At 70.3% G+C, this 13,303-nt stretch carries 12 protein-coding genes and 4 pseudogenes; 7 read left to right on the top strand and 9 right to left on the bottom strand.

The features are described 5' to 3' along the window. Positions 1–75: 75 nt before the first annotated feature. Positions 76–1,500, top strand: a complete 1,425-nt coding sequence (locus ACFY0D_RS28595) for a hypothetical protein (protein ID WP_390800903.1) — start codon at positions 76–78, stop codon at positions 1,498–1,500. Between the two features lie 104 nt (positions 1,501–1,604). Here the strand turns inward: ACFY0D_RS28595 and ACFY0D_RS28600 are convergent, their stop codons facing one another. Then, positions 1,605–2,615 carry a quinone oxidoreductase family protein gene (locus ACFY0D_RS28600; protein ID WP_390800904.1) on the bottom strand — a complete coding sequence of 337 codons (1,011 nt, stop codon included), beginning with the start codon at positions 2,613–2,615 and terminating at the stop codon, positions 1,605–1,607. A gap of 182 nt (positions 2,616–2,797) precedes the next feature. Here ACFY0D_RS28600 and ACFY0D_RS28605 point away from each other — a divergent pair. After that, positions 2,798–3,220 (top strand): annotated as a pseudogene (locus ACFY0D_RS28605) (integrase core domain-containing protein); the annotation flags it as partial. Positions 3,221–3,347: 127 nt separating this feature from the next. Here the strand turns inward: ACFY0D_RS28605 and ACFY0D_RS28610 are convergent. The 5 genes from ACFY0D_RS28610 to ACFY0D_RS28630 all read right to left on the bottom strand — a co-directional run bounded on the left by ACFY0D_RS28610 (position 3,348) and on the right by ACFY0D_RS28630 (position 7,779). After that, on the bottom strand, positions 3,348–4,139 hold the full coding sequence (locus tag ACFY0D_RS28610; RefSeq protein ID WP_390800905.1) for a DUF3052 family protein: 792 nt from the start codon (positions 4,137–4,139) through the stop codon (positions 3,348–3,350). Between the two features lie 483 nt (positions 4,140–4,622). Further along, a complete protein-coding gene (locus ACFY0D_RS28615; protein WP_390800906.1) occupies positions 4,623–6,047 on the bottom strand; it encodes a DUF6056 family protein in 1,425 nt (474 codons plus the stop codon). A gap of 290 nt (positions 6,048–6,337) precedes the next feature. After that, complete coding sequence (locus ACFY0D_RS28620; protein ID WP_390800907.1) at positions 6,338–6,598, bottom strand: hypothetical protein; 261 nt, start codon at positions 6,596–6,598, stop codon at positions 6,338–6,340. 543 nt (positions 6,599–7,141) lie between these two features. Next, positions 7,142–7,399, bottom strand: coding sequence for a hypothetical protein (locus tag ACFY0D_RS28625; protein WP_355414658.1), 258 nt, complete (start codon positions 7,397–7,399; stop codon positions 7,142–7,144). Positions 7,400–7,437: 38 nt separating this feature from the next. Beyond that, complete coding sequence (locus ACFY0D_RS28630; protein WP_390800908.1) at positions 7,438–7,779, bottom strand: hypothetical protein; 342 nt, start codon at positions 7,777–7,779, stop codon at positions 7,438–7,440. Positions 7,780–7,960: 181 nt separating this feature from the next. On the opposite strand from ACFY0D_RS28630, the gene ACFY0D_RS28635 reads away from it, so the two are divergent. Both ACFY0D_RS28635 and ACFY0D_RS28640 read left to right on the top strand, forming a co-directional pair. Continuing rightward, the gene (locus ACFY0D_RS28635; protein ID WP_390800909.1) at positions 7,961–8,317 is read left to right on the top strand and encodes a hypothetical protein; all 357 of its coding nucleotides are present in this window, start codon (positions 7,961–7,963) and stop codon (positions 8,315–8,317) included. A gap of 91 nt (positions 8,318–8,408) precedes the next feature. Continuing rightward, complete coding sequence (locus tag ACFY0D_RS28640; RefSeq protein WP_390800910.1) at positions 8,409–9,197, top strand: hypothetical protein; 789 nt, start codon at positions 8,409–8,411, stop codon at positions 9,195–9,197. A gap of 72 nt (positions 9,198–9,269) precedes the next feature. Here ACFY0D_RS28640 and ACFY0D_RS28645 read toward each other — a convergent pair. Next, positions 9,270–10,434, bottom strand: a pseudogene (locus ACFY0D_RS28645) (IS110 family transposase). A gap of 715 nt (positions 10,435–11,149) precedes the next feature. On the opposite strand from ACFY0D_RS28645, the gene ACFY0D_RS28650 reads away from it, so the two are divergent. Continuing rightward, positions 11,150–11,593: a hypothetical protein gene (locus tag ACFY0D_RS28650; RefSeq protein ID WP_390800911.1), complete on the top strand. Its 444-nt coding sequence runs from the start codon at positions 11,150–11,152 to the stop codon at positions 11,591–11,593. 165 nt (positions 11,594–11,758) lie between these two features. On the opposite strand, the gene tpg is transcribed toward ACFY0D_RS28650, so the two are convergent. Together tpg and ACFY0D_RS28660 are read right to left on the bottom strand one after the other, a co-directional pair. Next, a complete protein-coding gene (gene tpg / locus ACFY0D_RS28655) occupies positions 11,759–12,313 on the bottom strand; it encodes a telomere-protecting terminal protein Tpg (protein WP_390800912.1) in 555 nt (184 codons plus the stop codon). A gap of 87 nt (positions 12,314–12,400) precedes the next feature. Further along, positions 12,401–12,724, bottom strand: a pseudogene (locus tag ACFY0D_RS28660) (transcriptional regulator); the annotation flags it as partial. 55 nt (positions 12,725–12,779) lie between these two features. On the opposite strand from ACFY0D_RS28660, the gene ACFY0D_RS28665 reads away from it, so the two are divergent. Together ACFY0D_RS28665 and ACFY0D_RS28670 are read left to right on the top strand one after the other, a co-directional pair. Further along, a complete protein-coding gene (locus ACFY0D_RS28665) occupies positions 12,780–12,938 on the top strand; it encodes a transposase (RefSeq protein WP_390800913.1) in 159 nt (52 codons plus the stop codon). Further along, positions 12,929–13,267, top strand: a pseudogene (locus ACFY0D_RS28670) (transposase); the annotation flags it as partial. The gene ACFY0D_RS28665 and the pseudogene ACFY0D_RS28670, both read left to right, overlap by 10 nt. Positions 13,268–13,303 lie beyond the last annotated feature (36 nt).

Consider the following 13,303-nt stretch of genomic DNA (forward strand, 5'->3'; position numbering starts at 1 on the left):
CACCGGGGCCAGGGCGGAGTCGTTACTGCCGGAACTGCGGCATCACCAGCTGTTCTTCGCGCACATGGCTCCGTTGTGGGAGCGGGTCCCGCGGCCCCGGCCGTCGAAGTACGAGCGGCGGGGACGCCCCCGCAAGCTCGACCCGTTCCCGCGTCACCACCCGGCGGCTGGCTCCAGCCCGCTCTGTTCGAAGTCTGCCGCGACTTCACCCGCGTCGACCCCGACCAGCACACAGGCCCGGACAACCCGTGGCTCGCCTGGGCGAGGCACACCGCCCACCGCCTCGGCGAGGCCCGCGGCTGGCCCCGCAAGGTCCGCTTCAGCGTCGACCGAGCTCTGATCATCCTGATGTCCCGGCACATCGGGGGCGATGCCGTGCGCCATTCCGAGCTCTATCCAGCCCTGCGGCCACGTCGGCTGAACATGGAGCTGACCATCGAGGTCCTCGACCACATCGGCGTCTTCCTCGACGACCGGACACCGTCCTTCGAGCACTGGCTCCAGCGCAAGCTCGACGGCATCGCCCCCGGCATCCGCCGCGACGTCGAACACTGGATCCGGCTCCTGCACGACGGTGGCCCTCGATCCCAACCCCGCGACGAGGCCACGGTCTGGAACTACCTCAACCGCATCCGGCCTGTGCTGATCGACTGGTCCAGCCGCTACGACCACTTGCGCGAGGTGACCCGAGACGATGTCCTCGCCCAGCTCGACGCCCTGCACGGCAGTCAGCGTCAGCACACCCTCATCGTGCTGCGGTCCTTGTTCGGCCGGGCCAAGAAGAACGGCACCATCTTCAAGAACCCGACCGGCCGCATCCGCGTCGGCCAGCGCGAGAGCGGCATCATCCAGTCCCTGGATCCCGAGCACATCGACAACTCGGTCGCCTCGGTCACCAAGCCGGCGGACCGCCTGGTCCTCGCCCTCGCCGCAGTGCACGCGGCACGGTCCGGCGCCATCCGCCGCCTCCAGCTCGACGACCTCGACCTCGGCAACCGGAAGCTCACCATCGACGGCCGTTCCCGACGGCTGGACGACCTCACACTGCGCGTCGCCCGCGAGTGGCTGGAGTTCCGGCGCCACCGCTGGCCCGACACCGCCAACCCGCACCTGCTGATCAACAAGATCACCGCCCTGGCGCCGGCCCGGTCAGCCAGGTCTCCCTCACCGCACCGCTTCGTGGCCAGGCCGCCACCCTGGAACAGCTCCGCGTCGACCGACAGCTCGAAGAAGCTCTCACCCACGGTCCCGACGCCCTCCACCTCGCCGAGGTCTTCGGCCTGGACGAGAAGACCGCGATCCGCTACGCGAACTCCGCCCGCGCTCTCCTGGAACAGCCCCTGGAAAGTGACCCCGCGACTTCACCACGAACCCGCGGGTCCACCCCCCAACGTCAGGGCACCAGACCCTCGGGTTCCCGCTGAAGCACCTTCAGTTTTCACGAACTCGCGGGGGTCAAGGGGTGTGACCCAGATACGCCAGAAACCCGCCAGAACTTGATCTTGGCCTGCTGAGTGCCTGACGCTGTCGGGGATCTTGGCGATGGCGGTCGGCCATGCCCTCGACATCTCAGTCTCCAAGATCCCCGACCTCGTCACCCGCGATCAGCTCTGCGTCTCCTCGCGGCGTCCAATAGCGGCCGCATCGGGTACGACGAGCAGCTTGCCGGTGGTACGCCGAGCCTCCAGATCGCTGTGGGCCTGGGCGGCCTCGGACAATGCGTAGCGGCCCGTTACGGTGACCTCAAGCGCCTTGGAGCGCACCCACTCGAACACATCGGCGGCCCGTCGGAGCAGTTCGGACCGATCGGCGATGAAGTCCCCGAGGCTGGGCCGGATCAGGGTCAGCGAACCGCCGTGGGCGAGCCGAATCGGATCAAACGGAGGCACGGCACCACTTGCCGCGCCGAAGAGCACGAGATGGCCGCGGGTTCGCAGGCTGGCGAGGCTCGCATCGAAGGTGTGCGCGCCGACGCCGTCGAAGACAACCGGCAGTCCCTGACCGCCGTTGAGCCGCCTCACCTCGGCTGCGAGATCGTCGACTGCGGAGGAAAGGATCACCTCAGCGGCCCCGGCACGCTTCGCCAGCTCGGCCTTCGCCGTGGTCGACGTCGTGCCGATCACCCTGCCGCCGAGATGGGTGATGAGCTGGGTCAAAAGCAGCCCCATGCCACCAGCAGCCGCATGCACGAGCACCGTGTCGCCCCCCTGAACCGGGTAGGCGTCCTTGACGAGATAGTGCGCGGTCATACCTTGCAGGAGCACGGCGGCGGCGGTCTCGAAGCCGATATCGTCGGGCAGCGGCACCAGCCGGGAGGAGTCCACGACGGCCCGCTCGGCATACGTGCCGGGAATCTCCACCCAACCGACCCGGTCCCCGACTGCGACGTCAGCGACGCCGGGTCCCACTTCGACGACCGTGCCGGCGCCCTCAGCGCCCGGGGTGAAGGGCAGCGGGAGGCTGTACCGGCCTTCGCGGTGGTAGACGTCGAGGAAGTTGACCCCGGATGCGGCGACCTCCACGACCGCCTCGCCCGGACCCGGCCGCGGCTGGTCCACCTTGGCCTCCTGCAGCACCTCGGGACCGCCCACTTCGTACACCTGAATCGCTCGCATGGCTCTCCAATAACGGCTCATCCCCCACCAACCCCGTTGATGGCGATTAACGGCTCATCCCCCACCAACCCCGTTGATGACGATCCAATTCCCGGCGAGCAGACCAGCCCGCCGCCCCCGCCGAGAGCTGAGACGCCTGCTTTGCACCCCGGTCTGGGACAGGAGACCGAGGCCGTCAAGGGGTCGACGACCACTCCCGCCTCGCCTACAGCGAGATCCACGCGGACGAGAAGAAGGAGACCGCCACCGCCTTCTGGCAACGGGCCCACGCCTTCTTCACCGGCGCTGGGATCACCGTCGAACGGGTTCTGACCGACAACGGCTCCTGCTACCGCTCACGCGACTGGCGCGACAGCCTGGCGGCGGCCGGGATCACCCACAAACGAACCCGGCCCTACCGGCCCCAGACCAACGGCAAGGTCGAACGCTTCAACCGCACCCTGCTCGACGAATGGGCCTACGCCCGCCCCTACCGGTCAGACATCGAACGCCGCGAAGCGTTCCCCGGCTGGCTCCACTCCTACAGTCACCACCGCGGACACACCGCACTCGCAGGCAAACCACCCGCAAGCCGCGTCCCCAACCTAACGAGGCGATACACCTAGAACGACCCTGCCGTGCGGCCCCGCCTGCGGCGACTCGTCAGTCAATGACGACCGGACCGCATGGAAGCACCGCGCCGCCTCACTCCGTGGTCCAGAGTGAGGCGGCGTCAGGGACCGGCCCGGGACGCTATCCCCTCTTCGGGGCGATCAGGTGGGATCCGTTCCAGTCCTTGCAGGCATTAATGGTCTTGCTCAGGCTCAGGCTCAGACCCGCACGCGCAGATGCCACGCCGATCTCGCTGGTCTCGACGTATCCGTCCCTCCCGGTCTTCGGGGTGAGGAGGAGGATCGGGCTGCCGCCTTCCATGTATGCGGCGGCATCGGTCAGCGCATCGCTGAGGTCCCCCTCGTCACTGCGGAACCACAGAAGCACCGCGTCGGCGACGTCGTCGTCCCGAGCGGCCAGCTCCTTGCCCGTTGCCTGCTGGACGGCCTGGATGCTCCGTTGCGCTCGTTCCCGCCAGCGTGCCGAGCGTGCTCCGTTCAGTGCTGCCCGACCAGCGACGGCCGTGAGGCCACGTGCCGGGACAGATCGGTGCAACGGATCCCGCCGCCGGGGTGCCTCCAACACCGGCCCCGCCGTGTCCCCGGGCTCGGCGCACCTGGAGACCGGGACCCCGCCGCCGCAGTCGTGCTGCGCACACACGCAGGCCTCGCCCGGACCCGCGTACGCGATCCCGTGGCGGACCACCCCGCCCGCCGGCCCCGAGGTGGCGGTGCCGCGCAGTCCGGCAGGCCAGGCCAGCGTCAGGCGCAGGCCCCCCGCCCCCGACCGGAACCGTTCGATCACCCGCACCTGACCCGGCACCGCCAACGGGCCGGCACCCGGCGCGGTCAGCCGGCGCAGCGACGCCCCGAACTCCCCGCCCGCCAGGGCGGCCAGCGCGTCGGCGTCCTCGTCGGTGGACCAGCCGGACAAGCAGTCCTCGCCGGCCGCGTCGTCGGCCAGGGCCAGCCACGGGTCATCGAGGCGGAACCGGTGCGTGGCGCCTCCAGCCCCGGCGACGACCAGGGCGGCGGACGGTGCTTCCGTGGGGACAGCGATCTTGCCGTGGGCCAGCAGTCAAGCGACCACCTTGGCGCGGTCGAACTCCGGGCTCGTCTCCGTACCGCCCACCGGGCCGGGAAGTCGTCGTGCCGGCGGCGCCAGTTCACCACCGCGGCCCGGCCTACCCCGGCAATCCGCCCCACCTCCGCCAGCAGCACCCGGTCCTCGCCCGCAACGAGCGGGGTGAGGGCGGCGAGCGGAGAACGGCGCCCAGGCCGGGCCGTGGCCACCGCCTGCCAGTCCACCAGCGGCCGGACGACCGGCAGCAGCGCCACGTCGACCGCCGATTCCCACAAGTCCAGCGTGTTGATACGAGGTTGGAGTCAGGACTGTGACGTTGGCCAGGAGTCCAGGTCAGGGCTTGTGGATCTGCTGGACTCGGTAGTACTTGGCGGTGCACGGCGCGACCCAGTCCTTTCCCTCATGACGGGAGAAGTAGGGCTCGGCGAGGGATCCGATGGGCATCGCCTCGTAGGTCACGCTGCCAGCTCCTTCGGTGACCTCGTCGCGGATACGGGTGTCTTGGGCGTCCCAGCGCAGTGCCCGGGTGACTGTCTGAGAGGTGAGTTGCTGGGTGGCGGGGATCAGGGCGGACAGGGCGGACAGGGCGGCGAGAGTGAACGTGCCGGCCAGTGTGGCTGCTGCCCGCGGGAGGCGTGGCTTGTCGGGCATGTGTGCGCGTTGTCCGGCCCAGTGGCCGAGGAGTGCCCCGTACAGGGTGAGGGTGGCCAGGTAGGGGATGAGGAAGCTGGTCCAGGTGCGGGCGTAGGTCCAGCCGTTGCCGCCGTATCCCAGACGCAGGCCGTGAGCGACGGCGAGGGACGACAGGATGAGGACGGGGATCGGGAGGATCAGCAGGAGCCGTGCCGCCAGCGGCGGGAGACCACCCCGGCGGGTGACGGGTGGTTGCGGTTGACTGGAGGTGAGGGTGAGAGCGACGCCGAGGAGTACGCCCGCGGCAGCGGCGCCCAGGTAGGCCCACTGGCTGAGGATGGTGTCCCAGATGTGGACCCAGTCGCGTGCCAGGCGCCGTGCGCTGAATTCTCGTGGCGGGCGCTGTGCGCGGCGCCACGCGGCGCCGGGCGAGGTGTAGAGCACGGCCAGGCCGACGGTCAGGCCCACGCAGTACAGGCTGGACCAGGCGAACGGGTACCACGTTCGCGCGAGCCGTAGTCCCAAGGGCAGCCGGGGCAGGGTCAGGAGCGCGGCGGTGGCTGCGGTCAGGCCACTGACGGCGAGAAACGGCTCGCTCAGCGTGCCGATCGCGAAGCCTGTCACCAGGGCGCCGACGAGAGCCGCCTGCTGCGGCCGTCGCCTCGGGCTCCGGCCCGCGCGGATGGCAGCGAGGAGGGCCCAGATACCCAGGACGCTGGGCAGGATGTGCGAGATGGCGGCCGGGGCCCACAGCATCTGGTAAGTCCGGGTACCGCCGAGGAACAGCAGCGCCTCCACCACCAGCACCGCAGACGCAAGGAATACCAGAGGTGCCCGCATGTCCAGCGCACCGAGCACTTCACGGGCCAGCACGTACAGGCCGAGCCCGAGGGCGATGATCAGGACCGTGGAAAGCACCTGCGGGCCGAGCATGCCGTGGGAGTAGACGACCCCGCTGAGGAAGGCGTTGGTGATCCGCCCGTTCTGTGTCAGGTAGAAGTCGGACGTCACGCCCAAGACGCCCAGGTCCCGGGTCTTCCACGCCATGCACCAGTCATCGGAGGTGGGCCGCAGGAAGGTCCCCAGGAAGCCGGCGACGCCCAGAAGCCCGCCGGCCGCTGCCATCAGAACCCCACCGGTTCCGCGCAACAGCCCGGCGCCGGCACTCTTGCCCGGCGGACTGGCAGGGCCGGGTCCGGTGCCGGCGGCGCTGGTTTGGCGGGCCGGCCCCGCGATCCGCTTCCTGGCCTGCCCCGGTAGTACCGCCGCCCGGTCAGGCAGGTCCCGTGTTGGGCTCCGTTGGGTACGGTCCTGCGCGTCAGAGGTTGTCACGGGTTGCAAACGAGTCGCGGCCGACCAGGGGAGCGGTCCGGCGACGTGCTGTGGTCGTGCGTACGACTATGACTCGATCCGTTTCAACACGCCGATCCAACAGGGAAGGCGGAGAACAGCGGGACGACCCTAACGCCGCCCTGCCGCTTGTAGTCGATCTCCACCGTGCCGACCGGGGAGAGGAACCCGAGCCGCACCGCGGCGTCGAAGTCGACCCTGCGGACGCCGAGCCGGCGGGCGGCCTGGTCGGGGCCCAGGGGGACGTGCCGGTCGAGCGGGCAGGTCCCGACGGCGGGCGAGCGTGTCGACCTGGTCGGGGTGAAGGTCGGGGAAGGCGAGTGCACCGCCGAGGCGCCTCCGTCAAACGGTCCGCAGCCCACCCCGCCCCCGCCGGGCCCCGCAGCGCGGCCCGTACGGCTTCGGGGTCGGCGGCCTCCACCACCGCACGCGACCACCGGCCCGGCCCGACGTCCGCGGCCGGGACCAGACCCGAACCCGTCGCCCACCGCCCACCGCCCACCGCCACGCCGCAACCGGCACCCGCAGCCTGCCCCTCGTCGAACACCTCACGCACCGAACGCACCATGAACCCGACTCCAATCCGCACACGAGCAGCCCGACGACCAGGCCGCGCCCGAAACATGCCGAAAAACCCCGTTTGCTGCCAATAGCCATGATTTCAGGGTGAGTTGGAGGCGCACCGCACAAGTCGCCTACGCGTACGCGAGGGAAAAATTCACCCCTGCGGGGGCGTTCGGGGCCGGCCCCGGACACACGACAGCGCGGGCCGCCACCGAGTGGTGGCGGCCCGCGCTGGGGATCGTCGAGGGTGCTCGCTCAGGCGGTGCAGGACGGCGGTCGATGCCGTCGGCCGTCTCAGGGCTTCTTCACTGCGGCTGTGGGTTGCTCAGGTTGTTGACCAGGTCAGAGAGGGCCCCCGGGTCGCCCGTCTTCACGAGGTGGCGGTTCGAAGACGCGTGACCACCACCGCTGTCCCCGTCCGTGCCGTCGGCGCCGAATCCGAGCGATGAGCTGCCTTGCCCGATGGCGCCCTTGTTGGCGCCGGGGGTGTCGTCGGCCGAGGCTGGAACGGCGGCCAGGAGCAGGGCCGCCACAGCGAGTGTGGAGGAAGCGAGGATCTTCATACCCGGCCAACGAGGAGACCGGGTGCAGGGTGCGCCGGTCAGCCGGCCGGCGCAGCCGGACCCGGCCCGAACCGGGGCACGTCCTCGGCCGTGATGTCCAGGCGCTGGAAGCGGAGCGGGTGGCGGTAGATGCCGCCGTGGTCGATGGCGCGATCCGCGCTAACCACGGTGGGGTGGACGAGGGTGGTGTCGAGGACGCCGCGGCTCCCCCACGTCGCGGAGAAACGCACACCCTCCCACGGGTGCCCGGGCGCGGCCGCGGCGAGGCGCTCGGCGACCTGCCGGGCGGCGTCCGGGCGCAGCGGTACGGTGCGGCCGACCGCGCGCAGCCGGCCGTCCTGGTCGTGGCGGCCAGGGACGAGGAGCTGCGGGCGGGTCAAGGTGCCCGTTTCGCTGGTCCCTGCCTCTGCTCCTTGTCGCGCTGCTCGCGGCCCCGGGATGTGTCACCGTCCATCCCGCACCCACCCGGCCCGCCGGGGCCTCGCCGTCGCGGTCTCGGAAGACCACAAGCACCCCGTCGCCCCACGGCCCGCACGACCGGACGCGCTACCCCTCTCCCCCATGCCCGAGTCTGCGGCCGCACCTCCGGCCGGCGCCGTTCCCGAGGCCGGCCGTACTCCCGCCCGTCCCGCGCCCGCGGCCCGTGAGGCGGCTGCCGAGACTCAGCCCGCCCGGCGGGCTCCCGACCGCAGGGCCGAAGGCCCGGTACGGCCGCGCCGGACGCCCCCGCCCCGGCCCGCCGTGCGCCCCGCCGCCAAGCCCAGGAAGGCGAAGGGGCCGAGCCGTACGCCCGCACCGCACCGTCCGGTACCCGCCCCAGGGGCGGGGGCCGCGGACATGACGCAGCTGTGCCGCGCCGCGCACGGCATCACCGGCCCCGCCGTGGCCGTGCTCTGCCACCAGACCTACCGTGACTGATTCCCAATCATGTTTGTCAAGGGCGGCGGGAACGTGGTGGAGGCTGGGAAGTGATCCCGGCGCTCGCCGCAGCGGGTGAGATCCTGAACAGATGAACGAGACATCCGCTGCTCTGGCGACGGCCCGGTGGCCGCTGACCGAGGCTGGGGAGACTGACTGGCTGCGGGAGCTGGCCGACGATGACGGGCTCACCGGCTTTATGCCGCCGGCACTGCCCGACGCCGCCTGGGTGCTCCACTCCATGTACGAACACGAACTCGGGCCCACCGACATGTCCTATGTCGCGTATCAACGAGCCGTGCTGAATGGCGGCGGGCCCGAGGTTATCTCGGGCCTCGACCCCGCGGACGTGTTCGGGAGGATGCCGGGCGAGCCCCGCGGCCCCCGTTGGCGCCGGCTGCGCTGGGCGGAGCTCTCGCGGCGGACCGGTGATCCCGTGGCGCCCGAGGGGCGGCTGCCTTGCTACCGCTCTTTCCCCTCGCTCCGGGAGCCGAGTGGCTGGCCGGTCGGCATCGCGGGGCCGTCCGAGGGCAGCCTGGACCGGACCGACTGGAACCGCCTGGTCGACGTCCTCACCGATCACAGCCCGCAGGGCGCGGAGACCCGCTGCATGGCCTACTACAACCCGCTGTTGCAGAGGGCTGAGGACTTCGACAACCTGCACGTCCGGGCCGGCACGCTCGCGGATGCCAAGGCGCTGTACGACCACCCGGAGGAGGACGGTTGGACCCCATCCAACCTCTGGGCCCAGGACCGGTCCTGGGTACTCTGCACGGACTACGACCTCTGGGCCACCAAGGTGGCGGGCCCCGGCCCGCTCGTCGAGGCCCTCCTGAACGACACGGAGATCGAGGCCCTCCGACTGCCCTGGGCCCACTGATCCCGACCGCCTGGCCCGGGAACGACCAGGTGTGGCCGAGAGGCCAAATGAAGCGCACGGTCACCAAGGGCGCTATGCCGAGGTGAGAGCGGGGTGGGGCGGCTCGGTAGTGAAGGTGCGGTGGTCGCGGATGAGAGCCCACAGAACGTCGAGGCGGCGGCGAGCCAAAGCGGGGATCGCCTGCTTGTGGCTCTTGCCTTCGCCTCTCTTGCGGTCGTAGAAGGCCTTCGAGGTGCGGCAGAAACGGGCAGCGATCTGGGCGGAGAGGTAGAAGACCCGCAAGAGCCGGCGATGGTAGCGGTGTGGCCTGCGCATGTTGCCGCTGATGCGACCGGAGTCCCGCGGGACCGGTGCGAGGCCGGCGACTCCGGCGAGTCGGCCCGCGCTGCCGAAGGCGTCCATGTCACCGCCGGTGCAGGCAATGAACTCCGCCCCCAGCAACGGGCCCATGCCGGGCATGCTGAGAAGCACTTCCGCGTCGCGATGTCCCCGGAAACGGACCGCGATCTGCGCGTCGATGTCAGCGATCTCATCGTCCAGAGCCAACACTGCCCTGGCCAGGGTGTTGACCACAGCCGCGGCAGTTCTCTCCCCCAGCCACGGCGGTGTGCTGGGCCTGCGCCGCGGCGACGGCCGCATCGGCCATGGCCTGGGCGCCGCGGACTCTCCGGTTCTTCAGCCAGGTCGCGAGCCGACTCGGACCGACCCGGCGCAGGCCGGCTGGTGTCTGGTAGCCGGTCAGCAGGATGAGTGCGGACTTGGAGGCGGCGTAGTCGAAGGTCCGTTCCAGGGCGGGGAAGTACTCCAGCAGCTGTGCCCGCATCCGGTTGATGGCCCGGGTGCGGTCTGCGGCGAGGTCGTAGCGGCGGCCGGTGAGGATCTTCAGGTCAACCGCGATCTCGTCCCACTCCTGCAAGGGCTGCAGGTCCCGGCGCATCCGTGCCTGGTCGGCGATGACGTAGGCGTCCTTCGCATCGGTCTTGCCGTCTCCGCGGTAGCCACGGGAGGCGTGGTGGACGGTTCGGCCAGGAATGTAGAGCAGCCGCTGACCATGGCTGGCCAGGAGAGCGATCAGCAGAGCGCCCCCGCCGGCGTTCAGGTCGACGGCCCAGGTCACCGGGCCGTCCTCGGCCAGTGCGAGGACGTCGCCTATCAGCTCCAGGAGCTCGGGCTCGTTGTTGGGCACCCGGCGCGAGAGCACCTTCGTCCCGTCCGTGTCGATCACCGCCCTGGACATCCTGCACCTCCTGAAGAGCGCGAACGCGCCTGTCGGCCTGTCTACGCTCGCCCGCGTGGGTGGCGGACAGTGCGCGGGCGGCTTGCTCCAGGTCCTCGTGGGCGTGGGTCATGCGGGCAGTGAAGCAGTAGGCGCCGGCAGCCCGCAGGCCGTGTCACCGGGGGTTACCCGAGCTGTGGTCGTGGGTGGCGGGACAGAGGCCAGAGCCGGGCTGGATGCTGTCGACCGGGGCGGTGACCGGCGACGTGTGACGGCAGCCGGACCTGCCCGCGGTCGACAGCGCCACGGGGGCCGGGAGCAGCCCGTCCGAGGGCGGCTCCCCGCAGTGGCCATTGCACCCCTCTTCCGGGTGAGGCCCGTCTTTGACGCGCTGATACGGGTGTGAGCCGTACCCGGACAGATTGCTCGCGTCCGGGTGCGTGTGCCGACGCACGGCAGGTGGCACCAGCGGCAGCTGTCGACCTGCGCTTTCGCGCTGGTGAGGAGCCGTAGTTGTCACCAGTTCGGCACGCCACCCGTCACCGGCCATGGGATCCGCAGAGCAACGGCCACCGGACGGAGACGGTCGAACACCGGGACGCATTCGCTGTACTCCTGAAGGGTGACGCAGAGCCTTTCCGGCCCTCTGTCGAACGTTGGCAGGGAAGGGATTCGCCTGGCCCAAAAGATCAGCGGCGACCCTCGCGGGCGCCGCACGACACGAGTGGAGTCGGTCATGGCACCCGTACCGAACGGCACCTACACGATCACCCGCCCTCCCGAGCAGCTGCTCACGCTGTTGGACGGGGCATCGGAACCCAAGACACCCGTTGTCCTGCTGCCGCCCACCGGCAACCCCGGCGATCAGGAATGGCAGCTGGAAAAACTCAGCAACGGCAACTACACGATCCGCAACCTCCGCAGCGAAACCTACGTCTCCTACGACGGTAACCCGGAGATGAACAAGCCGGTCGTCGGATACCCCGAGCCCCGCGAGTGGGCGCTCTACCAGAGCGACCAGCCGCACACCTTCCACGTCGTCGTCCCCGGAGGCCCCGTCGACGGCGAGGAGCTGGCCCTGGACCTCAGCCTGCTGCGGATCTTCCCGCCCCGTATCGCCCTGAGGCCACTCGACGTCAGCAACCGACGCCAGGCATGGACCTTCCAGTTCATGGAGTAGAGACGTGGACCGGGTGCCCGGGCCGGCAGCCGGCCCGGGCACCGGCCCCTAAAGCACGGCCCCGCCCACACCAGCCGCTCTCCGGATGACAACAAGCCCGCTTCTGTGTCAACTTTCGTGCTTCGGCTCAGTGCGGCGCTGCCGGGTGTGCCCCGGCGGTGGGGTTCAGAAGGAGACGTCGAAGTAGTCGATGTCGGTGAACTCGACCCGGAGCTGGTCGGCCCGGGTTCCGCCGTCCTTGAAGTAGATCTCCTGCAAGCCCTCGGCGACGATCGCGCGCAGGTCTCGGTCGGCGGCGCCCTGGGCGCGGGTGTCGAAGAGGCGGTGGGCGTAGGTGGCGGGGAGGTGGACGGTGAGGCGGCGGACCCGGCCGTCGTCGGTGGTGCCGACGGGGGCGGTGTAGCCGAACCGGGCCCGGGTCTCGACGGTGATCCCGGTGGTGGTGGCGGCCTCCTTGCGGCGGCGGCCACGCACCAGAGGCTGCCATCGGGCCCGTACGGCCGTATCGATGCGGTCCGCGACCTGATTGGGCGGGGTCTTGCGGTCGCCCTTGCGATAGCGCTCGACCGACCGCTGGCTGACGCCGAGCTCGGCGGCGACCGCGCTGGTTGTCTTGAGGTGCTTCAGCAGGAAGTTGATCCGGCCCTTCAGGGTCTTGGGCGGGTCCTTGGTGAAGGCCTCCTGGTCGGCGCGGACGATGGCGTCCTCGATCTCTCCCACAGCGGTTCAGCTCCTCAACACAGAAGTCCGTACGTGACCTGTCGGTCGTGGCCTGCGGCTGGGGGTGCCGCAGGCCACGGCCTGGTGTTATTCGCCGTCGTCGAGGACGGCGTCGCCGCCCTCGATGTGGCGGGCGGGGTTGAGGCCCTTCTCCGTCAGGTCCACCGCCCACGCCGTCTCCTGCACGCCTTCCAGCTTCGCCAGGCCCGGGGTGGGGCCGAGGCGGAAGCCGCCCATCAGCGGCTTGCCCGAAGCGGCGTACGGGAGGAAGCCGAGCGGGCTCGGGCCGGGGCTGGGGTAGACGACGCAGTCCGAGAGAACAGCGAGCGGGTACAGGCCGGTGAGCTTCACCGTGTTGGCGAGCTTGCGGTGCATGTTGACGCGGGCCTTGGAGATGACGGCTGCGCGGATGTGGCAGCTCGGTGCCCTGGCAGGCCGGACGAAAGCGTGATGGAGGGACCTGCACGTGATCGACACTGGCGACATCGACGTCTTCCTCGGCCTGGACGTCGGCAAGGGCGAACACCACGCCACCGCCGTCACCCCGGCCGGGAAGAAAGCCTTCGACAAGCGGCTGCCCAACACCGAGCCCAAGCTCCGCGAGCTGCCGGAGGCAGGATCCTGATCGAAGTCGGCGACGGCAGCACCTTCCCAACCGCCGGTCACCTCGCCGCCTACGCAGGACTCGCCCCCGCGACCCGCAGTTCCGGGTCCTCAATCCGCGGCGAACAGCCTTCCAGGAGAGGAAACAGGCAGCTTGAACGGGCCTTCTTCCTCTTCGCATTCGCCGCCTTGGGCGACCCGGCATCGAGGGCCTGTTACGACAAGAAGACCGCCCAGGGGAAGCACCACACGCAGGCCCTGCTCTGCCTCGCCAGACGCAGGGCCGACGTCCTGTTCGCAATGCTCCGCGACGGAACCTTCTACGAGTCCCGTCCCGCCGCAGCGACTTGAGACCTTCTTGTCCTGCGGACAGGTACGTGATCAGCT

The sequence above is a fragment of the Streptomyces sp. NPDC001502 genome, from assembly GCF_042894785.1.
GTDB classification, from domain to species: domain Bacteria; phylum Actinomycetota; class Actinomycetes; order Streptomycetales; family Streptomycetaceae; genus Streptomyces; species Streptomyces kutzneri.

Bases quoted from the DNA above. Each gene is read 5' to 3' on its own strand.
- ACFY0D_RS28640 (WP_390800910.1), top strand. From the start codon at position 8,409: ATGAACGAGACATCCGCTGCTCTGGCGACGGCCCGGTGGCCGCTGACC.
- ACFY0D_RS28600 (WP_390800904.1), bottom strand. From the start codon at position 2,615: ATGCGAGCGATTCAGGTGTACGAAGTGGGCGGTCCCGAGGTGCTGCAG.
- ACFY0D_RS28615 (WP_390800906.1), bottom strand. From the start codon at position 6,047: ATGGCAGCGGCCGGCGGGCTTCTGGGCGTCGCCGGCTTCCTGGGGACC.
- ACFY0D_RS28625 (WP_355414658.1), bottom strand. From the start codon at position 7,399: ATGAAGATCCTCGCTTCCTCCACACTCGCTGTGGCGGCCCTGCTCCTG.
- ACFY0D_RS28635 (WP_390800909.1), top strand. From the start codon at position 7,961: ATGCCCGAGTCTGCGGCCGCACCTCCGGCCGGCGCCGTTCCCGAGGCC.
- ACFY0D_RS28650 (WP_390800911.1), top strand. From the start codon at position 11,150: ATGGCACCCGTACCGAACGGCACCTACACGATCACCCGCCCTCCCGAG.